This window comes from Micromonospora sp. RV43, from assembly GCF_001029515.1.
In the GTDB taxonomy this organism is placed as follows: Bacteria; Actinomycetota; Actinomycetes; order Mycobacteriales; family Micromonosporaceae; genus Micromonospora; species Micromonospora aurantiaca.
In genome coordinates, this window is record NZ_LEKG01000057.1 from 19,110 (window position 1) to 38,417 (window position 19,308).

General features: G+C 74.2%; 20 protein-coding genes. 11 read left to right on the forward strand and 9 right to left on the reverse strand.

What is annotated here, in order from left to right; genetic code table 11:
• Window positions 1-29: 29 nt before the first annotated feature.
• From argC to argH, 8 genes are read left to right on the forward strand one after another with little or no spacing between them, the layout of a single operon-like run.
• A complete protein-coding gene (gene argC, locus ABD52_RS16100) occupies window positions 30-1,031 on the forward strand; it encodes an N-acetyl-gamma-glutamyl-phosphate reductase (RefSeq protein WP_047892353.1) in 1,002 nt (333 codons plus the stop codon).
• On the forward strand, window positions 1,028-2,200 hold the full coding sequence (gene argJ / locus ABD52_RS16105; RefSeq protein WP_013285546.1) for a bifunctional glutamate N-acetyltransferase/amino-acid acetyltransferase ArgJ: 1,173 nt from the start codon (window positions 1,028-1,030) through the stop codon (window positions 2,198-2,200). The genes argC and argJ overlap by 4 nt, the downstream gene beginning before the upstream one ends.
• Window positions 2,197-3,084, forward strand: coding sequence for an acetylglutamate kinase (gene argB, locus ABD52_RS16110; protein ID WP_013285547.1), 888 nt, complete (start codon window positions 2,197-2,199; stop codon window positions 3,082-3,084). Before argJ ends, argB begins: the two co-directional genes overlap by 4 nt.
• The gene (locus ABD52_RS16115; protein ID WP_013285548.1) at window positions 3,081-4,280 is read left to right on the forward strand and encodes an acetylornithine transaminase; all 1,200 of its coding nucleotides are present in this window, start codon (window positions 3,081-3,083) and stop codon (window positions 4,278-4,280) included. Before argB ends, ABD52_RS16115 begins: the two co-directional genes overlap by 4 nt.
• Window positions 4,277-5,203, forward strand: coding sequence for an ornithine carbamoyltransferase (gene argF, locus ABD52_RS16120; RefSeq protein WP_047892354.1), 927 nt, complete (start codon window positions 4,277-4,279; stop codon window positions 5,201-5,203). The genes ABD52_RS16115 and argF overlap by 4 nt, the downstream gene beginning before the upstream one ends.
• Window positions 5,200-5,712, forward strand: a complete 513-nt coding sequence (locus ABD52_RS16125) for an arginine repressor (RefSeq protein ID WP_047892355.1) — start codon at window positions 5,200-5,202, stop codon at window positions 5,710-5,712. Before argF ends, ABD52_RS16125 begins: the two co-directional genes overlap by 4 nt.
• Window positions 5,709-6,914, forward strand: a complete 1,206-nt coding sequence (locus tag ABD52_RS16130; RefSeq protein WP_047892356.1) for an argininosuccinate synthase — start codon at window positions 5,709-5,711, stop codon at window positions 6,912-6,914. Before ABD52_RS16125 ends, ABD52_RS16130 begins: the two co-directional genes overlap by 4 nt.
• A 14-nt stretch (window positions 6,915-6,928) precedes the next feature.
• Window positions 6,929-8,392 (forward strand): argininosuccinate lyase, encoded by a 1,464-nt coding sequence (argH, locus tag ABD52_RS16135; RefSeq protein ID WP_030271078.1) that lies wholly within the window; start codon window positions 6,929-6,931, stop codon window positions 8,390-8,392.
• Window positions 8,393-8,440: 48 nt separating this feature from the next.
• Here argH and ABD52_RS16140 read toward each other — a convergent pair whose 3' ends face one another.
• From ABD52_RS16140 to ABD52_RS16150, 3 genes are all read right to left on the reverse strand, one after another.
• A complete protein-coding gene (locus ABD52_RS16140) occupies window positions 8,441-8,794 on the reverse strand; it encodes an MmcQ/YjbR family DNA-binding protein (protein WP_047892357.1) in 354 nt (117 codons plus the stop codon).
• 72 nt (window positions 8,795-8,866) lie between these two features.
• Entirely contained in the window at window positions 8,867-9,301 is a 435-nt protein-coding gene (locus tag ABD52_RS16145; RefSeq protein WP_030271080.1) for a hypothetical protein, read from the reverse strand.
• Between the two features lie 145 nt (window positions 9,302-9,446).
• The gene (locus tag ABD52_RS16150; protein WP_047892358.1) at window positions 9,447-10,085 is read right to left on the reverse strand and encodes a DNA-3-methyladenine glycosylase; all 639 of its coding nucleotides are present in this window, start codon (window positions 10,083-10,085) and stop codon (window positions 9,447-9,449) included.
• A 139-nt stretch (window positions 10,086-10,224) separates the two neighbouring features.
• On the opposite strand from ABD52_RS16150, the gene ABD52_RS16155 reads away from it, so the two are divergent.
• Both ABD52_RS16155 and ABD52_RS16160 read left to right on the forward strand, forming a co-directional pair.
• Window positions 10,225-11,322, forward strand: a complete 1,098-nt coding sequence (locus tag ABD52_RS16155; RefSeq protein WP_013474920.1) for an LLM class flavin-dependent oxidoreductase — start codon at window positions 10,225-10,227, stop codon at window positions 11,320-11,322.
• Window positions 11,319-11,945, forward strand: coding sequence for a CE1759 family FMN reductase (locus tag ABD52_RS16160; protein ID WP_047892359.1), 627 nt, complete (start codon window positions 11,319-11,321; stop codon window positions 11,943-11,945). The genes ABD52_RS16155 and ABD52_RS16160 overlap by 4 nt, the downstream gene beginning before the upstream one ends.
• A gap of 194 nt (window positions 11,946-12,139) precedes the next feature.
• Here ABD52_RS16160 and ABD52_RS16165 read toward each other — a convergent pair whose 3' ends face one another.
• Together ABD52_RS16165 and ABD52_RS16170 are read right to left on the reverse strand one after the other, a co-directional pair.
• Window positions 12,140-13,024: a universal stress protein gene (locus ABD52_RS16165; protein ID WP_013285558.1), complete on the reverse strand. Its 885-nt coding sequence runs from the start codon at window positions 13,022-13,024 to the stop codon at window positions 12,140-12,142.
• Window positions 13,025-13,094: 70 nt separating this feature from the next.
• Window positions 13,095-14,003, reverse strand: coding sequence for a universal stress protein (locus ABD52_RS16170; RefSeq protein ID WP_047892360.1), 909 nt, complete (start codon window positions 14,001-14,003; stop codon window positions 13,095-13,097).
• 158 nt (window positions 14,004-14,161) lie between these two features.
• Between ABD52_RS16170 and ABD52_RS16175 the strand changes: the two genes are divergently transcribed.
• Entirely contained in the window at window positions 14,162-14,632 is a 471-nt protein-coding gene (locus ABD52_RS16175) for a cyclic nucleotide-binding domain-containing protein (protein ID WP_013285560.1), read from the forward strand.
• 12 nt (window positions 14,633-14,644) lie between these two features.
• On the opposite strand, the gene pflA is transcribed toward ABD52_RS16175, so the two are convergent.
• From pflA to ABD52_RS16195, 4 genes are all read right to left on the reverse strand, one after another.
• Complete coding sequence (gene pflA / locus ABD52_RS16180; protein WP_047892361.1) at window positions 14,645-15,430, reverse strand: pyruvate formate-lyase-activating protein; 786 nt, start codon at window positions 15,428-15,430, stop codon at window positions 14,645-14,647.
• The gene (gene pflB, locus ABD52_RS16185) at window positions 15,427-17,670 is read right to left on the reverse strand and encodes a formate C-acetyltransferase (protein ID WP_047892362.1); all 2,244 of its coding nucleotides are present in this window, start codon (window positions 17,668-17,670) and stop codon (window positions 15,427-15,429) included. Before pflB ends, pflA begins: the two co-directional genes overlap by 4 nt.
• 66 nt (window positions 17,671-17,736) lie before the next feature.
• Window positions 17,737-18,747 carry an alcohol dehydrogenase AdhP gene (gene adhP, locus ABD52_RS16190; protein ID WP_047892363.1) on the reverse strand — a complete coding sequence of 337 codons (1,011 nt, stop codon included), beginning with the start codon at window positions 18,745-18,747 and terminating at the stop codon, window positions 17,737-17,739.
• Between the two features lie 167 nt (window positions 18,748-18,914).
• Window positions 18,915-19,308, reverse strand: a 394-nt coding sequence (locus ABD52_RS16195; RefSeq protein ID WP_047892365.1) for a hypothetical protein, incomplete at its 5' end; no start/stop codon positions are given.

Here is a 19,308-nt window from a genome sequence, read left to right on the forward strand (position 1 = left end):
CTTCTCTGCATAGTCATGCGGAGGTGGGTATGGGCATTCGGGTTGCCGTGGCCGGGGCGAGTGGATACGCCGGGGGCGAACTGCTGCGCCTGCTCGCCGGTCACCCCGAGTTCGAGCTGATCGCCGCCACCGCACACAGCCAGGCCGGTCAGCCAGTCACCGCCGTACACCCGCACCTCGCGGGCCTCGACCTGGTGTTCGCCGCGACCGAACCGGCGACCCTCGCCGACGCGGACCTGGTCTTCCTGGCCCTGCCGCACGGGCAGTCCGCGGCGCTCGCCGCGGCGCTGCCCGACCCGGTCAAGGTGGTCGACCTCGGCGCTGACCACCGGCTGCGTGACGCCGCCGCCTGGTCCCGCTACTACGGCGGCGAGCACGCCGGCGCCTGGACCTACGGGCTGCCCGAGCTGCCCGGCCAGCGGGCCGAGATCGCCGCCGCGACGCGGGTCGCCAGCACCGGCTGCTACGCGGCGGCGACCACGCTGGCGCTGGCGCCACTGATCGCCGCAGGCGCGGTACGCCCCGACGACGTGGTGGTGGTCGCCGCCTCCGGCACCTCCGGCGCGGGCCGGGCCGCAAAGGCCCACCTGCTCGGCAGCGAGGTGATGGGCGACCTGACCCCCTACAAGGTGGGCGCGCACCAGCACGTGCCGGAGATCAAGCAGGCCACCGGCGCGACCGGCCTGTCCTTCACCCCGGTGCTCGCGCCGATGCCCCGGGGCATCCTGGCCACCGTCACCGCGGTGCCCACCGGCGACGCCGACCCGCGCGCGGTGCTGGCCGCCGCCTACGCCGACGCGCCGTTCGTGCACGTGCTGCCCGAGGGATCGTGGCCGCACACCGCGGCCACCGCCGGGTCGAACTCCTGCCACCTCCAGGCGACTCTGGACGTCGACTCGGGCCGGGTGATCGTGGTCAGCGCTATCGACAACCTGGGCAAGGGCGCGGCCGGCCAGGCCGTGCAGAACGCCAATCTGATGGTGGGTCTCCCCGAGACCACCGGTCTGTCCGTGTTTGGAGTGGCCCCGTGAGCGTCACCGTCCCCCGTGGGTTCCGCGCCGCAGGTGTCGCGGCCGGACTGAAGTCCTCCGGCGCCGCCGACGTCGCCCTCGTGATCAACGACGGCCCGGACGCCGGCGTGGCCGGTGTGTTCACCGCCAACCGGGTCAAGGCCGCGCCGGTGCTGTGGAGCCAGCAGGTCGTGCACGGCGGCGTCGTGCGCGCCGTGGTGCTCAACTCCGGCGGGGCGAACGCCTGCACCGGCCCGGCCGGCTTCCAGGACACCCACGCCACCGCCGAGCACACCGCCGCCGCGATCACCGCGGCGAACGCGCGGCTCATCGTCGGCGCGGGCGAGGTCGCGGTCTGCTCGACCGGCCTGATCGGCGAGCGGCTGCCGATGGACAAACTGCTTCCCGGCGTACGCGAGGCGGTGCGCGGCCTGTCCCGCGACGGCGGCCCGGCGGCCGCCGAGGCGATCATGACCACCGACACCCGGCCCAAGACGACTGTGGCGCAGGGTACGGGCTGGACCGTCGGCGGCATGGCGAAGGGCGCGGGCATGCTCGCCCCGGCCATGGCCACCATGCTCTGCGTGCTCACCACCGACGCGGTGGCCGGGCCGGACGCCCTGGACGCCGCGCTGCGCGCCGCCACCCGGATCACGTTCGACCGGATCGATTCCGACGGCTGCATGTCCACCAACGACACGGTGCTGCTGCTGGCCAGCGGCGCCTCCGGCATCGAGCCGACCGCCGAGGAGCTGACGGCCGCGGTCACCGCCGCCTGCCACGACCTGGCCCAGCAGCTCCTGGCCGACGCGGAGGGCGCGACGAAGGAGGTCGCGATCGAGGTGGTCGGCGCGGCGAGCGAGGACGACGCGGTCGAGGTGGGCCGCACGGTGGCCCGCAACAACCTGGTGAAGACCGCGCTGTTCGGCAACGACCCGAACTGGGGCCGGATCCTCGCCGCGGTCGGCACCACGGCCGCCGTGTTCGAGCCGGACGGCGTGGACGTCGCGGTCAACGGCATCTGGGTGTGCCGGGGCGGCGCCGCCGCCGAGGACCGCGCCAAGGTGGACCTCACCGGCCGCGGCGTCACGGTCCGGATCGACCTGCACGCCGGCGCCGACACCGCCACCATCTGGACCAACGATCTTTCCCACGCGTACGTCCACGAGAACTCGGCCTACTCCACATGAACCTCTCCGCTGACCTCACCCGGGCCCAGGCCAAGGCCGCCACGCTGATCGAGGCGCTGCCCTGGCTGGCCCGTTTCTCCGGCGCCACGGTCGTGGTCAAGTACGGCGGCAACGCCATGGTCGACCCCGAACTCCAGCGGGCGTTCGCCGCCGACATGGTGTTCCTGCGCTACGCCGGCCTGAAGCCGGTCGTGGTGCACGGCGGCGGCCCGCAGATCTCCGCCATGCTCGGCCGCCTGGGCATCGCCAGCGAGTTCCGGGGCGGCCTGCGGGTCACCACCCCGGAGGCGATGGACGTGGTCCGGATGGTCCTGGTCGGTCAGGTCGGCCGGGAACTGGTCGGGCTGATCAACGCGCACGGCCCGTACGCGGTCGGCCTCTCCGGCGAGGACGCGGGGCTGTTCACAGCGGTGCGCCGTCCCGCGTACGTGGACGGGGAAGCGGTCGACGTGGGCCAGGTCGGCGACGTGGAGTCGGTGAACGTCTCGGCGGTCACCGACCTGATCGAGGCCGGCCGGATCCCGGTCATCTCGACAGTCGCGCCGGACGCCGACGGGGTGCTGCACAACCTCAACGCGGACACCGCCGCCGCCGCGCTGGCGGTGGCGCTGGACGCCCGCAAGCTGGTCGTGCTGACCGACGTGCCGGGCCTGTACGCCGACTGGCCCGACACGTCCAGCCTGATCAGCGAGATCACCGCGGACGACCTGGCGAAGCTGCTGCCGTCCCTGGAGTCGGGCATGGTCCCGAAGATGGAGGCATGCCTGCGGGCGGTGCGCGGGGGAGTACCGGCCGCGCACGTCGTCGACGGCCGGGTCGCCCACTCCACGCTGCTGGAAGTGTTCACGTCGGAGGGCTTCGGAACGATGGTGATCGAGTCATGAGCACGCTGGTGCAGCGGTGGAACGCCACCATGATGGACAACTACGGCACGCCGCCGCTGGCGCTCGTCTCCGGCTCCGGCGCCGTCGTGGTCGACGAGACCGGCCGGGAGTACGTCGACCTGCTCGGCGGCATCGCCGTCAACGCGCTCGGCCACGCCCACCCGGCGGTGGTCGCCGCCGTCAGCAAGCAGGTCGCGACGCTCGGGCACGTGTCGAACCTGTTCGTCGCCGAGCCGCCGGTGGCGCTGGCCGAGCTGCTGCTCGCGCTGGCCGGCCGCCCGGGCCGGGTGTTCTTCGCCAACTCCGGCGCGGAGGCCAACGAGGCCGCGTTCAAGCTGTCCCGGCTCACCGGCCGCCGGCACGTGGTCGCCACCCACGGCGGGTTCCACGGCCGGACCATGGGCGCGCTGGCGCTCACAGGGCAGCCCGCGAAGGCCGACCCGTTCCGCCCGCTGCCCGGCGACGTGACCCACGTGCCGTTCGGCGACGCCGACGCGCTGGCCGAGGCGGTCACCGACGACACCGCCATGCTGATCATCGAGCCGATCCAGGGCGAGAACGGCGTGGTCGTCCCGCCGCCCGGCTACCTCGCCGCGGCCCGGCGGATCACCGCCGCGCACGGCGCGCTGCTGGTGCTCGACGAGGTGCAGACCGGCGTCGGCCGGACCGGCCACTGGTTCGCCCACCAGGCCGAGGGCGTCGAGCCGGACGTCGTCACGCTCGCCAAGGGCCTCGGCGGCGGGCTGCCGCTGGGCGCCTGCCTGGCCTTCGGCCGGGCCGCCGACCTGCTCACCCCCGGCTCGCACGGCACCACGTTCGGCGGCAACCCGATCAGCTGCGCCGCCGCGCTCGCTGTCGTCTCCACGATCGCGCACGAGGGCCTGCTCGACCACGTCAAGCGGATCGGCGAGCGGCTGCGCCGGGGCGTCGAGGCGCTCGGGCACCCGCTGGTCCGTGAGGTACGCGGCTCCGGCCTGCTGCTCGGCATCGTGCTCGACCAGCCGGTCTCCGCCGCCGCCGCGGCAGCGCTGCGCGAGGCGGGCTTCCTGGTCAACCCGGTGCAGCCGGACGTGGTCCGGCTCGCCCCGCCGCTGATCCTCACCGCGGCCCAGGCCGACGCGTTCCTCGCCGCGCTGCCGGCCGCGCTGTCCGCCGCCGCGCCCGACGCCACGACCCCGACGGAGGCTCCCGCATGATCCGCCACTTCCTGCGCGACGACGACCTCACGCCCGCCGAGCAGGCCGCCGTGCTCGACCTCGCCGCCCGCATGAAGGCCGACCGGTACGCGCACCAGCCCCTGACCGGGCCGAAGTCGGTGGCGGTGCTGTTCGACAAGCAGAGCCTGCGCACCCGGATCTCCTTCGACGTGGGCATCGCCGAGCTGGGCGGGCACCCGCTCGTGGTGGACACCCAGGTCACGCACTTCGGCCGGGGCGAGACGCTCGCCGACGCGGGCCGGGTGCTGTCCCGCTACGTCGCCGCGATCGTGCTGCGCACCCACGGCGACGACCGGATCGCCGAGGTCGCCGCGCACGCGACGGTGCCGGTGGTCAACGCGCTGACCGACACGTACCACCCCTGCCAGCTGCTGGCCGACCTGCTCACCGTGCGGGAACGGCTCGACGGCACCGCCGGGCGGATCCTCACGTACGTGGGCGACGCGGCGAACAACATGGCGCACTCGTACCTGCTGGCCGGCGCGACCGCCGGGATGCACGTGCGGATCGCCGGCCCGGCCGGGTTCCAGCCCGACCCGGAGATCGTGGCCCGCGCCGAGAAGATCGCCGCCACCACCGGCGGTTCGGTCCAGGTGCTCACCGACCCGGCCGAGGCGGTACGCGGCGCGCACGTCGTCGCCACCGACACCTGGACGTCGATGGGGCAGGAGGAGGACGGACTGGACCGGACCACGCCGTTCCTGCCGTACCAGGTCAACGCCGCGCTGCTCGGCCACGCCGACGCCGACGTGATCGTGTTGCACTGCCTGCCCGCCCACCGGGGCGAGGAGATCACCGACGAGGCGCTCGACGGCCCGCACAGCGCGGTGTTCGACCAGGCGGAGAATCGGCTGCACGCCCAGAAGGCGCTGCTGACGTTTCTCCTGGAGGAATCCGCATGACCGCTCCGCTGACCCGCGCCGCGCGGCACGCCCGCATCGTCGAGCTGATCCGCGACACCCCCATCCACTCGCAGACCGAGCTGGCCGACCTGCTCGCCGGCGACGGCATCCAGGTCACCCAGGCCACCCTGTCGCGCGACCTGAAGGAACTGGGAGCGGTGACCGCGCGCGGCGGCGACGGGCGGGGCGTCTACCTGATCCCGGAGGACGGGCACCGGCCGCTGCGCGACGCCGAGGGCGCACCGGCCCGGCTGATCCGGCTGCTGCGGGAGCTGCTCAACGGCGTCGACTCCAGCGGCAACATCGCGGTGCTGCGCACCCCGCCGGGCGCGGCGCAGTACCTCGCCAGCGCACTGGACCGGGCCGGCCTGTCCGAGATCGTCGGCACCATCGCCGGCGACGACACCATCCTCGTCGTGGCCCGCGAGGCCGACGGCGGCGCCGCGCTGGGTGAGCGGCTCGCCGCGTGGGCCCGCCGCGACGACGCAGTCGAAGGGGGCACCTCGTGACCGAGCGGGTCGTCCTCGCGTACTCCGGGGGCCTGGACACCTCGGTCGCCATCCCGTACCTGGCCGAGCGGACCGGCGCGGAGGTGATCGCGGTCGCTGTCGACGTCGGCCAGGGCGGCGAGGACATGACAGTGATCCGGCAGCGCGCGCTCGACTGCGGCGCCGTCGAGTCCGAGGTGGTCGACGCCCGCGACGAGTTCGCCGCCGACTACTGCCTGCCGGCGATCCGGGCCAACGCCCTCTACATGGACCGCTACCCGCTGGTGTCCGCGCTGTCCCGGCCGCTGATCGTCAAGCACCTGGTCGCGGCGGCGCGCGCCCACGGCGGCACGATCGTGTCGCACGGCTGCACCGGCAAGGGCAACGACCAGGTCCGGTTCGAGGTCGGCCTGGCCGCCCTCGCGCCCGACCTGAAGGTCGTCGCGCCGGCCCGGGACTTCGCCTGGACCCGGGACAAGGCGATCGCGTACGCCGAGGAGAAGGGGCTGCCGATCGACGTGTCGGCGAAGTCGCCGTACTCGATCGACCAGAACCTGTGGGGCCGGGCCGTGGAGACCGGCTCCCTGGAGGACATCTGGAACGCCCCGGTCGAGGACCTCTACGCGTACACCGAGGACCCGGCGTCGGAACGCGACCCGGACGACGTGGTGATCACGTTCGACGACGGCGTCCCGGTCGCGATCGACGGCGAGACGGTCACCCCGTACCAGGCGATCCGGGAGCTGAACCGGCGGGCCGGGGCGCACGGCGTGGGCCGGCTCGACATGGTCGAGGACCGGCTGGTCGGCATCAAGAGCCGCGAGGTGTACGAGGCACCCGGCGCGCTCGCCCTGATCACCGCCCACCAGGAGCTGGAGGCGGTCACAGTCGAGCGGGACCTGGCCCGGTTCAAGCGCGGCGTCGACCAGCGCTGGGGTGAGCTGGTCTACGACGGGCTCTGGTTCTCGCCGCTGAAGCGGTCGCTGGACGCGTTCATCCACGACGCGCAGCGGCACGTCAGCGGCGAGGTACGGCTGCGGCTGCACGGCGGCCGGGCGGTGGTGACCGGCCGGCGCTCCGAGGCGAGCCTCTACGACTTCGGCCTCGCCACCTACGACACCGGCGACACGTTCGACCAGTCGCTGGCGAAGGGATTCGTACGACTGTGGGGACTGCCCAGCACGATGGCCGCGCAACGGGACGCCCGGATGGGAGGGGCCTGATGGGGGGCACCACAATGGGTGGGGTGGACGACAAGAGCCTGACCGAGAACAGCGCCCCCGCCAACCGGACGAGCCTCTGGGGCGGCCGGTTCGCCGGCGGTCCCGCCGAGGCGCTCGCGCGGCTGTCGGTGAGCGTCCAGTTCGACTGGCGCCTCGCCCCGTACGACATCGCCGGTTCCCGCGCGCACGCCCGGGTCCTCGCCGGCGCCGGCCTGCTCGACCCGGACGAACTGGGCCGGATGCTGGCGGCGCTGGACGACCTGGAGGCGGCGTGCGCCTCCGGCGCGTTCCGCCCGACCGTCGACGACGAGGACGTGCACACCGCGCTGGAACGTGGCCTGCTGGAACGGCTCGGCAGCCTCGGCGGCAAGCTGCGCGCCGGCCGGTCCCGCAACGACCAGGTCGCCACCGACCTGCGGCTCTACCTGCGCGACCACGCCCGCGGCGTGGCGGCCCGGCTGGTCGAGCTGGCCGAGGCCCTCGTCGAGCAGGCGGAACGGCACGTGGACACCGCCGCGCCGGGCATGACGCACCTGCAGCACGCCCAGCCGGTGACGTTCGGGCACTGGCTGCTGGCCCACGTGCAGCCGCTGCTGCGCGACCTGGAACGGATGCGCGACTGGGACGAGCGGACCGCTATCAGCCCGCTCGGCGCGGGCGCGCTGGCCGGCTCGGGACTGCCGCTGGACCCGGTGGCGGTCGCCAAGGAGCTGGGTTTCCGCACCTCGTTCGCCAACTCGATGGACGCGGTCGCCGACCGCGACTTCGTGGCCGAGTTCCTGTTCGTCACCGCGATGATCGGCGTGCACCTGTCCCGCCTCGGCGAGGAGGTGGTGCTCTGGACCTCGCAGGAGTTCGGCTGGGTCGAGCTGGACGACGCCTTCGCCACCGGCTCGTCGATCATGCCGCAGAAGAAGAACGCGGACATCGCCGAGCTGGCCCGGGGCAAGTCCGGCCGCCTGGTCGGCGGCCTGATGAGCGTGCTCACCATGCTCAAGGGCCTGCCCATGACGTACGACCGGGACATGCAGGAGGACAAGGAGCCGGCGTTCGACGCGGTCGACACGCTGGAGCTGCTGCTGCCCGCGCTGGCCGGGATGATCTCCACGATGACGGTCCGGGTGGACCGGCTGGTCGCGAGCGCGCCGTCGGGCTTCTCGCTGGCCACCGAGGTCGCCGACTGGCTGGTGCGGCGCAACGTGCCGTTCCGCGACGCGCACGAGATCACCGGCAAGCTGGTGGCGCTGTGCGCGGCCCGCGACTGCGCGCTGGACGAGGTGTCCGACGCCGACCTGGCCGCGGTGAGCGAGCACCTGGACCCCTCCGTGCGCGACGTGCTCTCGGTGCGCTCGGCGCTCGCCGCCCGCATCACGCCCGGCTCCACCGGCCCCGGCCCGGTCGCCGACCAGCTCGCCGCCGCGGCGGACAAGCTGACCGGCTGGCGGGAGTGGGCCGCCGAGCGGGTCGTACCCCGCTGACCTGCGGCTGATTCGGGGCAGGCGTCCGCCTGCCCCGAATCGGAACGGTCAACCGGCCGGCCGCTCGCGTTTCGGGAGCTTGGCCACCACCGCGTCGTACGAACCGTCGGCCGCCTCGATCAGCTCGTCGTCCGGGATGCCGCCGGAGAGCCGCAGCGTGTTCCAGCCCGACCGGCCGATGTAGGGGGAGGGGCGTGCGTCGGCCGGGAACCGGTGCAGCCACTCGTCGGCCACCTCCCGGGACGCCCCGCACTTCACCCCGAGACGGGCCTCACCGTCGGGGGAGCCGAGGAACGCGAAGATGCGGCTGCCCACCTTCACCACCTCGTCGCCCTCCCACGGCCGGTCGAGCCAGGCTCCCGGCTTGGCCAGGCAGTAGGCCAGCATCTCCTCGCGCGTCATCGCGTCCTCCCGTGCCGTCGTCCGGCACAGTCTCGCCCGCCGCTGTGACAGCCCGCGCCGCCGGGCGGCCGGTCAGTCGCCGGTGCCGGTGCGGACGGTGAGCCGCTCGTAGCGCTGCCGGGCCGCCTGGGCGCTGCCCAGCCCCAGCCCGAAGGCGATCGCCTGCCAGGTCATGCCCCGCCCGCGGGCCACCTGCAACAGGCCGGCCTCCAGCGCGTCCACCTCGGCCCGCACGTGCGGGATCAGCGTCAGCGCGGCCATCAGGTCGGCCTGGTCGACGGGCTCCTCACCCTCGTCCAGCTCGGCGCCCCCGGCCAGCGCCATCACCAGCGTGGCCGCCTCGTAGGCGTCGGGCACGTCGGGGTGGGCGTAGCGCCGGCGGCGGGAGTTGGTGCCGGCGTGCCGCTCGGCGATCCGCAGCAGCGCCGCGTAGTTGCGGTGCGCCCGGGCCTGGGCAGCATCCGGAGCGGTGAACGGGTCGTTGTCCACGGTGACCATGCCGTCCATCCCACACCCAAGAATGACCTGTTGTCAACACCCTGTTGAAAGTCATTCGTGCACAACGCCGTGCCTCCGGGGCGTGGTGAGAAGACGGCGCGTCATGCACGACAGACGCGCCGCGGGGTGTTCCGGGTTGCCCGGAACGGCCGATTCAGGCCGGTGAGTTCCGCACCGGGGCGGCCGGGGCGGGCCGGCGGCGCGGCGTGTGCCGCCGGTAGACGCTGACGCTGGGCTCGTCCGCCAGCCAGAACCGCCACGGCAGGTCGTGCGCGGCGGCGACCCCGACGCGCGGCCCGGCGACGATCCGCGCCGGGTCGACGGGGCTCGCCGGTGGCGTCAGCAGCAGCGGGCCGTTGCCGTCGATCGCCGAGGTGCCGTTCGCCTCCCGCCCGAGCCCGAGCGCGGTGACCAGCCGGGCCGGCCCGCGGGCCAGCTCCCGGTCGGCGGCGCGCGGCCGGCGCTCGCGAGCGGTCTCGATGCCGTCGACCACCTCGCCCGCGCGCAACAGCACCGCCGCCGCCTCGCCGTCGCGACCGCAGACGATGTTCGCGCACCAGTGCATGCCGAACACGAAGTACACGTAGACGTGCCCTGCGGGCCCGAACATGACCCTGTTGCGCGGCGTCGGCCCGCGGTGGGCGTGCGACGCCGGGTCCTCGCCGGTGCCCGCGTACGCCTCGACCTCGGTGAGCCGGACGGTGACGCCGCCGGACGACACGGTCCAGCCGAGCAGCGTCCGCGCGGTGTCGGCGACCTGCGCGGCGGGTGCGTCGAGCCAGGGGTACGTCATCGCGGCAAGGGTAGTCGGTGGGCGGCGCGTGATCCGGGCCACGCGGGGGTGGGCAGCCACCGGAATAGTTGACTCGTCAAATATGTTGTGAGGAGCGATCCCGGGCCGACCGGTCCGGACCCCACGCGAGGAGCTGGTCATGCAGTTCGGAGTCTTCACCGTCGGTGACGTCACCGTCGACCCCACGAACGGGCGGATGCCGTCCGAGCGTGAGCGGATCAAGGCCATGACCGCCATCGCGCTCAAGGCCGAAGAGGTCGGCCTCGACGTCTTCGCCACCGGCGAGCACCACAACCCGCCGTTCGTGCCGTCGTCGCCCACCACCATGCTCGGCTGGATCGCCGCGCGCACCGAACGGCTGCTGCTGTCCACCTCGACCACGCTGATCACCACGAACGACCCGGTGAAGATCGCCGAGGACTACGCGATGCTCCAGCACCTGGCCGACGGCCGGGTGGACCTGATGATGGGCCGCGGCAACACCGGCCCGGTCTACCCGTGGTTCGGGCAGGACATCCGCAACGGCATCCCGCTGGCCATCGAGAACTACGACCTGCTGCACCGGCTGTGGCGCGAGGACGTGGTCGACTGGAAGGGCCGGTTCCGTACGCCGCTGCAGTCGTTCACCTCGACCCCGCGCCCGCTCGACGGCGTACCGCCGTTCGTCTGGCACGGCTCCATCCGCAGCCCGGAGATCGCCGAGCAGGCCGCGTACTACGGCGACGGCTTCTTCGCCAACCACATCTTCTGGCCCAAGGAGCACACCCAGCGGATGGTCGGCCTCTACCGGGAGCGGTACGCGCACTACGGCCACGGCTCGCCGGACCAGGCCGTCGTCGGCCTCGGCGGGCAGGTGTTCATGCGCCGCAACTCCCAGGACGCGGTACGCGAGTTCCGCCCCTACTTCGACAACGCCCCGGTCTACGGGCACGGGCCGTCGCTGGAGGAGTTCACCCGCGAGACGCCGCTGACCGTGGGCAGCCCGCAGCAGGTCATCGACCGCACGCTGGGCTTCCGCGAGTACGTCGGCGACTACCAGCGGCAGCTGTTCCTGATCGACCACGCCGGGCTGCCGCTGAAGACGGTGCTGGAGCAGCTCGACCTGCTGGGCGAGGAGGTGGTGCCGGTGCTGCGCAAGGAGTTCGACTCGCTGCGTCCCGCGCACGTGCCCGAGGCGCCCACCCACGCGAGTCTGCTGGCCGCCCGTGACGCCGCCCCGGCCGGGGAGCAGCGATGACCAGCCGTACCCTCGCGGTCGTCTCGGCCGGTCTCGGCCAGCCGTCGTCGACCCGCCTGCTCGCCGACCAGCTCGCCGCGGCCGCCCGCGACGAGCTGGCCGGCTGCGGCGCCACTGTGGAACTGCGCGTGGTCGAGCTGCGCGAGCACGCCCACGACGTGGTGAACCACCTGCTCACCGGCTTCGCCCCGGCCGCGCTGCGGCGGACGCTCGACGAGGTGGCGGCCGCAGACGGGCTGATCGCGGTGACGCCGATCTTCAACGCGTCGTACAACGGGCTGTTCAAGTCGTTCTTCGACGTGGTCGACCGGGACGCGCTCGCCGGCAAGCCGGTGCTGCTCGGGGCGACCGGCGGCACCGCCCGGCACTCGCTGGCGCTGGAGCACGCGGTCCGGCCGATGTTCACGTACCTGCGGGCGGCGACACTGCCCACAGCGGTCTTCGCCGCACCGGAGGACTGGGCCGGCGACGACGGCGACAGCGCGCTGCGGTCCCGGATCCGCCGGGCCGGAGCCGAGCTGGCCGAGCAGGTGGACCGCCGCCCGCCCGCGACCGGCCCGGCCGACCCGTTCGCGCTCACCACCGACTTCGCCGCCCTGCTCGCCGGCCGCGACCCGTCCTGACGCCTGGAGGTCGGCGCGGACGACAGCTGCCGGCAGTGGCCGTCGCCGGAGAACCACGCCGGAGAGCTCATTATGACTGAGAGGCATAAATATGCCTCTCAGTCATAACGCTTGCAGGCCATCTCTCTGGCCGGGCGGACCGGAGCGGACCGGAGCGGACCGGTCCGGACCGGGCCGGCCAGACGCGCGGCGCGTCAGTCGTCGGCCGGCTCCGGCCGGTGGGCGACGAGCACCGGGCAGTGGGAGTGCTGCACCAGCGCCTGGCTGACCGAGCCGAGCAGCAGCCCGGCGAAGCCGCCCCGGCCCCGGGAACCGACCACCACGAGCGACGCCTCACCGCTGGCCTCCCGGAGCGCGGTCTCCGGCGAGGCGGCGGTCACGGCCCGTTCCGCCACGCGCAGGTCCGGGTGCGCCGCCCGGACCCGGGCCGCGGCCTCGGCCAGCAGCCCGGCCGCCTCGGCCCGCGCCGCGGTGGACGCCTCCGCCGCGACCTCCGGCGCGACTGCGCCGCGTTCGGGCGACCGGACGTGCATCAGCACCAGCTCCGCGTCGCGCCGGTCGGCCTCGTCCGCCGCCAGCTCGATCGCGTACGCGGCCGAGTCGGAGCCGTCCACGCCGACCAGCACCGGACCGTCCACCGGGATCGGCTGCTCCTCCGGGCGGACGATCAGCACCGGGCAGTGCCCGTGCTGCGCGAGCTGCCCGCTGACCGAGCCGAGCAGCAGGCCGGCGAAGCCGCCCACGCCCCGGCTGCCCACCACGACCAGTTCGGCGCGGCGGGACTCCTCGACCATCGTGGCGCCCGGGCCGCCGGCGACCTGGCGCACCTGCACCCGCAGGCCCGGGTGCCGCTCGGCCAGGTCGGCGGCGACCGACTCCAGCATCTTCTCCGACTCCGCGGTGGGCGCCGGCACCCCCAGGTCGTACGGGTTGAGCGGCACGCCGTACCCCATCGGGTGCAGGTAGCCGTGCACGAGCAGCAGCGGCCGGGAACGGGCGACGGCGGTCGCGGCGGCCAGGTCGGCGGCGGCCAGGCTGGACGGCGATCCGTCCACTCCCGCCACGACGGGTCGGTTCATCTGGTGCTTTCCCTCCGGTCGGCTCAGGCCATTGTGGCGCTGCCGGCCCCGCCCGGGCCGGGGAACCGGCTCAGTGGGTCCGGTCGCCCCGGTGCCGGACGACGGCGAGCGGGCTGTGGCAGTGGTGCAGCACGGCGTGGCTGACCGAGCCGAGCAGCAGCGCACCGAGGCTACCGCGCCCGTGCGCGCCGACCACCGTCAGCTGCGCGCCGACGGACTCCTCGACGAGCACCCGGGACGGGGTGGCGGCGGCGACCAGCTTCGGCCGTACCGTGACCTCCGGGTACCGCTCGGCCCAGCCGGCGATCGCCTCGGCCAGCACCCGCTGCTCGTCGGCGCGCAGCTCCTGCGGGTCGTACGCCAGCGGCACGACGTCGCCGAACGCCTCCCGGTAGGTCACCGGCTGCGGGTACAGCCAGGTGTGCACCACGACCAGCTCGGCGCCGCGCGCCGCGGCCTCGGCGAACGCGAACCCGACCGCCTCGTTCGACAGCGCGGAGCCGTCCACGCCGACCACCACCGGGCCGTCGGCGCGGGCCTCACCCCGGGCCACGAGCACCGGGCAGTCCGCGCGGGCGGAGAGCTGCACCGCGGCGGAGCCGACGAGGAGTTCGGCGAAGCCGCCCAGTCCCCGGTGACCCAGCACGAGCAGCGCGGCGTCGCGGCTCTCCCGCAGCAGCACCGCCACCGGCCCGCCGTCGACGACCGCGCCGGTCACCGCCAGCTCCGCGTCGACCTTGCGGGCCTCGTCCACCGCCTCCTCGACCAGCTTCTCGGCCTCCTGGCGCAGCACGATGTCGGGCAGCACCGGGGCGACCATGCCCAGTGGCGTGCCGACCAGGGGCCACAGGAAGGCGTTCACCACCCGCAGCGGCCGGTGCCGCAGCACCGCCTCGCGTGCGGCCAGCCGTACCGCGTCCAGCGCGGACGGGGAGCCGTCCACGCCCACCACGACGGGGGCACCGGTTCTGTCGGTCATCACGTCCTCCTTCGGTTCCCCCTCAGCCTGCGCCGACGGCCCCCACCTGGGCAGAGTCGATCCGCCCGGCACGTCCGGGACCATCGGCCCCTACCGGCCGGGGCGGCGGCGGGGTGGAATGGGACCAGTGCTCCCCTCCTGTCGACCCTGGAGGCGCGATGACCCCGCTGGAGATGCTCCGCGTCCACCCCTTCCTGGCCGGGCTGCCCGACGAGTGGCTGCCCCGGCTCACCGGTTACGCCCGCCCGGTGGTCTGGCACCCCGGGCACCGGCTGTTCCGCGCCGGCCAGCCGGCCGACCGGTTCTGGCTGGTCCGCGGCGGCCAGGTGGCGCTGGACTTCCCGGTGCCGGGCCGCGGTGACGTGGGCATCGAGACGATCGGGCCGGGCGGCGTGCTCGGCTGGTCCTGGCTGTTCCCGCCGTACCGCTGGCAGTTCGGCGCGGTCGCCACCCAGCGCAGCACCGCCGTCGAACTCGACGCCGACGGGGTACGCCGGCTGATGGAGTCCGACGACACGCTCGGCCGTCAGCTCACCACCCGGTTCATGAGCGTGGTGGTGGACCGCCTCCAGGCGTCCCGGGTCCGGCTGCTCGACCTGTACGGCTACCCGACGGCGGCGGCCAGCTGAACCGGCGCGCCGTCAGGTGACGGTGAGACCGCGGGCGGCGAACTGGCCGCGTACCCGGGTCAGCAGGCCGGCATCCGGCGGCTCGGTGTCCGCCAGCGGGAACGTCAGGCCCAGCTCGGCGTACTTGTGGGCGCCGAGCCGGTGGAACGGCAGCACCTCGACGCGCTGCACCGTCGCCAGCCCGGCGGCCACGTCGGCCACCCGCTCCACCTCGTCGACCGCGTCGGTCAGCCCGGGCACCAGCACGTACCGGATCCAGATGGGCGTACCCCGGTCGGCGAGCCGTTGCGCGAACCGCAGCGTCGGCGCGAGCCGGCCGGTGCCGGTGACCCGGCGGTACGTCTGCGGGTTGCCCGCCTTCACGTCGAGCAGCACCAGGTCGGTGGCGTCCAGCAGCGCGTCGTCGGCGCGGACGCCGAGGAAGCCGGACGTGTCCAGCGCGGTGTGCAGGCCGAGGTCGTCGTGGCAGCGGCGTAGCAGTTCCCGGGTGAACGCCGGTTGCAGCAGCGGCTCCCCGCCGCTGACAGTGACGCCGCCGCCCGCCACCTGGATGAACCGGCGGTACCGGGTGGCGAGCGTGACCATCTCGTCCACGGTGCGGCGGCGGCCGCTGCGGCCGTACCAGGTGTCCGGGCTGTGGCAGTAGCGGCAGCGCAGCGGGCAGCCGGCCAGGAAGACCACGAACCGGGTGCCCGGCCCGTCCACCCCGACCGAGGTGTCCCACGAGTGCACCGCGCCGGTGACGGCACCCGGCACCGCCGCAGTGACCTGCGGCGGCGCGGGCAGGCGGCCGTTCACAGCGACCCGTGGAAGGTCCGCGACACCACGTCGCGCTGCTGCTCCGGCGTGAGCCGGACGAAGTTCACCGCGTACCCGGACACCCGGACGGTGAGCTGCGGGTACCGCTCCGGGTGCGCCATCGCGTCCAGCAGCGTGGCCCGGTCCAGCACGTTGACGTTGAGGTGGAACCCGCCGGCGTCGGCGTAGCCGTCGAGCACACCGGCCAGGTTCGCGATCCGGTCGTCGCGGGTGTGACCCAGGCCGTCCGGCGTCACGGTGCCGGTCAGCGAGATGCCGTCGCGGGCCGCGTCGTACGGCAGCTTCGCCACCGACAGCGCCGACGCGACCAGGCCGTGCGTGTCCCGCCCGTTCATCGGGTTCGCCCCCGGCGCGAACGGCTCACCGGCGCGCCGGCCGTCCGGCGTGTTGCCGGTGTGCTTGCCGTACACCACGTTCGAGGTGATGGTGAGCACCGACATGGTCAGCTCCGCGTCGCGGTACGTGCGCTGCCGGCGCAGCTTCTCCGCGAACGTCTCGACCAGCCACACCGCGATCTCGTCGGCCCGGTCGTCGTCGTTGCCGTACGTCGGGAACTCGCCCTCGACGGCGAAGTCGACGGCCAGGCCGGTGGCGTCGCGCAGCACCTTCACCCGGCCGTACCGGACGGCCGACAGGCTGTCCACGGCGACCGACAGGCCGGCGATGCCGGTGGCCATGAACCGGCGCACCGGGTGGTCGTGCAGCGCCATCTCCAGCCGCTCGTACGCGTACCTGTCGTGCTGGTGGTGGATCACGTTCAGCGCGTCCACGTACGTCTGCGCCAGCCAGTCCAGTGCCCGGTCGTACGCGGCCAGCACCTCGTCGTAGTCGAGCGTCTCGCCGCCCACCGGCGCGGCCGGCGGGGCCACCTGCGTGCCGGTCAGCTCGTCCCGGCCGCCGTTGATCGCGTACAGCAGCGCCTTCGCCAGGTTCGCCCGGGCGCCGAAGAACTGCATGTCCCGGCCGACCCGCATGGCCGACACGCAGCAGGCGATCGCGGTGTCGTCGTCGTACGCCGGGCGGATCAGCTCGTCGTTCTCGTACTGGATGGCGCTGGTGTCCAGCGACACCTGGGCGCAGAACCGCTTGAAGCCCTCGGGCAGCCGCGGCGACCAGAGCACAGTCAGGTTCGGCTCGGGCGCCGGGCCGAGGTTGTAGAGCGTCTGCAGGTAGCGGAACGCGGTGCGGGTGACCAGCGGCCGGCCGTCCGCGCCCATCCCGCCGAGCGACTCGGTGACCCAGGTCGGGTCGCCGGAGAACAGCTGGTCGTACTCGGGGGTGCGCAGGAAGCGGATGATCCGCAGCTTGATCACGAAGTCGTCGATCAGCTCCTGCGCGCCGCTCTCGTCCAGCCGCCCCTCGGCGATGTCCCGCCGCAGGTACGCGTCGACGAACCCGGCGGTGCGGCCGAGCGACATCGCGGCCCCGTTCTGCTCCTTCGTGGCGGCCAGGTAGGCGAAGTACAGCCACTGGATCGCCTGCGCGCCGGTGGCGGCCGGGCGGGAGATGTCGAAGCCGTACGAGGCGGCCATCTCCTTCAGCTCACCGAGCGCGCGGATCTGCTCGGCCAGTTCCTCCCGGTCGCGGATCACGTCGTCGGTGCTGCGCCGGTCGTCCAGCGCCGCCTTGAGCGCACGGCGCTCCTCGACCAGCCGGTCCACGCCGTACAGCGCCACCCGGCGGTAGTCGCCGATGATCCGCCCGCGCCCGTACGCGTCGGGCAGCCCGGTGATCACGTGCGAGCGCCGCGCGGCCAGCACGTCCGCCGGGTACGCGTCGAAGACCGCGTCGTTGTGCGTGCGGCGGTACCGGGTGAAGATCTCGTGCACCCGCGGGTCCGGTTCGCGTCCGTACGCCCGCAGCGCCGTCTCCACCATCCGCAGCCCGCCGGCCGGCATGATCGCCCGCCGCAGCGGCGCGTCGGTCTGCAACCCGACGATCAGCTCCCGCTCCCGGTCGATGTAGCCCGGTGCGTGCGAGGTGATGGTCGACGGGGTGGCCGCGTCGACGTCGTACACGCCGCGCCGCCGCTCCTCGCCGAACATCTCCCGCAGCCGGTCCCACACCGCGAGCGTGCGCGGCGTCGGCCCGGTGAGGAACGACGCGTCCCCGGTGTACGGCTCGTGGTTGTGGCGGACGAAGTCGGCCACGTCGACTGTCTCCTGCCACGCTCCGGCGTGGAATCCGCGCCAGGGGGCCAGGGGTTCGGTGGCGGTCATGTCGGTCCCTCTCCGGGCGTCGGCGGTGGCCCGGTCCCCGCCGGGTGCGGGGACCGGGGGCGGGGGTCAGGGCTGGAGCACGAGCCGGGCGGCGACCCGGCCGGCGAGGACGTCGTCCACCGCCTCGTTGATGTCGTCCAGCTTGCGGGTCTCGTAGACGACCCGGGTACGGCCGGCGGCGTGCAGCGCGAAGACCTCGGCCAGGTCGGCGCGGGTGCCGACGATCGAGCCGAGCACCGTGATGCCCTTGAGCACCGTCTCGAAGACGGGCAGGGTGATCGCGTTGTCGGCGGGCAGCGACACCAGCACCAGCCGGCCGCCGCGGCGCAGCGAGCGGTGCGCCTGCTCGATCACGCGAGGGCTCGCGGCCAGCACGATCGCCACGTCCACGCCGCCCAGCGCGGTGATCCGCTCGACCGGGTCGGTGGTGGCGGCGTCGACCGTGTGCGCGGCGCCGAGCGAGGTGGCCAGCTCCAGCTTCTCGGCGGTCACGTCCACCGCGATCGTCTCGGCGCCGAAGATCTGGGCGTACTGCTGGGCGAGGTGACCCAGGCCGCCGATGCCGAAGATCGCGACCCGCTCGCCCGGCCGCACCCCGGCGACCTTGACGGCCTTGTACGTGGTGACGCCCGCGCAGGTCAGCGGCGCGGCCTCGAACGGGTCCACGCCGTCGGGCACGCGCACCGCGTACCGGGCGGCGGCGACCGCGTACTCGGCGTGCGCGCCGTCGATGCTGTAGCCGGTGTTGCGCTGCGACTCGCACAGCGTCTCCCAGCCGGTCACGCAGTACGCGCAGGTGCCGCAGGCCCAGCCGAGCCAGGGCAGCGCGACGCGGTCGCCGACGGCGTGCTCGGTGACGCCGGGGCCGACCTTCTCGACCAGGCCGACGCCCTCGTGTCCGGGGACGAACGGCGGGGTGGGCTTCACCGGCCACTCGCCGCGGGCGGCGTGGATGTCGGTGTGGCAGAGTCCGCTGGCTTCGATGCGGACCAGGATCTCGCCCGGCCCGACCTCCGGCACGGGACGCTCGGTGATCTCCATCGGACGGTCGAACGCGGTGACGACACTGGCGCGCATCGGGGGCCTCCCTCTCTCGTTCTCCCCCTCAGCGTCGTCCACCCGGGAGCATCCGGGCAGGGGCGCAGGACCGCGGTGACCCGGGACCAACGGCCCTCCTCGCGGGCGCGCGGGGGAACGGCGGTACGGCCGCCGGTGACGTACCGGCGGCCGTACCCCTGGGGTGCTCAGCGGTCGACGACCAGGCGGCGGGCCCGCAGCAGGCGCGCCCACCAGGGCCTGTGGTCCGGGCGCAGCCGCGGCGCCGGCACGCCGCGCAGGCTGACCCATCCGCCCGGACCCATGGTGACGGTGCCGACCGACGGCGGGCGGCGCCGCGACCACACCGCCACGGCGGCGGTGAGCGCGGCCACCGCGAACGCGCCGGTGGCGGCGGCGACCAACTGGTCGGGTTCGACCACGCGCCGGTAGCGGACCCGGCCGCCGGCCGCGACGAAGACGCCGACCGGGCGGCCGTCACGGTTCACCGGCACCAGCGCGGCGTCCCCGGGCAGCTCCAGCACCGGGCCGACCGGCCCGGCCGGGGCGGGGGCGGGAGTCGCGGCCTGCGGCGGCGCGGGC

Bases quoted from the DNA above. Each gene is read 5' to 3' on its own strand.
- pflB (WP_047892362.1), bottom strand. From the start codon at position 17,670: ATGACCGCCACCGAACCCCTGGCCCCCTGGCGCGGATTCCACGCCGGA.
- ABD52_RS16115 (WP_013285548.1), top strand. From the start codon at position 3,081: ATGAGCACGCTGGTGCAGCGGTGGAACGCCACCATGATGGACAACTAC.
- ABD52_RS16175 (WP_013285560.1), top strand. From the start codon at position 14,162: ATGACCCCGCTGGAGATGCTCCGCGTCCACCCCTTCCTGGCCGGGCTG.
- ABD52_RS16150 (WP_047892358.1), bottom strand. From the start codon at position 10,085: ATGACGTACCCCTGGCTCGACGCACCCGCCGCGCAGGTCGCCGACACC.
- argH (WP_030271078.1), top strand. From the start codon at position 6,929: ATGGGTGGGGTGGACGACAAGAGCCTGACCGAGAACAGCGCCCCCGCC.
- ABD52_RS16165 (WP_013285558.1), bottom strand. From the start codon at position 13,024: ATGAACCGACCCGTCGTGGCGGGAGTGGACGGATCGCCGTCCAGCCTG.
- adhP (WP_047892363.1), bottom strand. From the start codon at position 18,747: ATGCGCGCCAGTGTCGTCACCGCGTTCGACCGTCCGATGGAGATCACC.
- ABD52_RS16170 (WP_047892360.1), bottom strand. From the start codon at position 14,003: ATGACCGACAGAACCGGTGCCCCCGTCGTGGTGGGCGTGGACGGCTCC.
- argB (WP_013285547.1), top strand. From the start codon at position 2,197: ATGAACCTCTCCGCTGACCTCACCCGGGCCCAGGCCAAGGCCGCCACG.
- ABD52_RS16155 (WP_013474920.1), top strand. From the start codon at position 10,225: ATGCAGTTCGGAGTCTTCACCGTCGGTGACGTCACCGTCGACCCCACG.
- ABD52_RS16140 (WP_047892357.1), bottom strand. From the start codon at position 8,794: ATGACGCGCGAGGAGATGCTGGCCTACTGCCTGGCCAAGCCGGGAGCC.
- ABD52_RS16145 (WP_030271080.1), bottom strand. From the start codon at position 9,301: ATGGACGGCATGGTCACCGTGGACAACGACCCGTTCACCGCTCCGGAT.
- ABD52_RS16125 (WP_047892355.1), top strand. From the start codon at position 5,200: ATGACCGCTCCGCTGACCCGCGCCGCGCGGCACGCCCGCATCGTCGAG.
- argC (WP_047892353.1), top strand. From the start codon at position 30: ATGGGCATTCGGGTTGCCGTGGCCGGGGCGAGTGGATACGCCGGGGGC.
- ABD52_RS16160 (WP_047892359.1), top strand. From the start codon at position 11,319: ATGACCAGCCGTACCCTCGCGGTCGTCTCGGCCGGTCTCGGCCAGCCG.
- argF (WP_047892354.1), top strand. From the start codon at position 4,277: ATGATCCGCCACTTCCTGCGCGACGACGACCTCACGCCCGCCGAGCAG.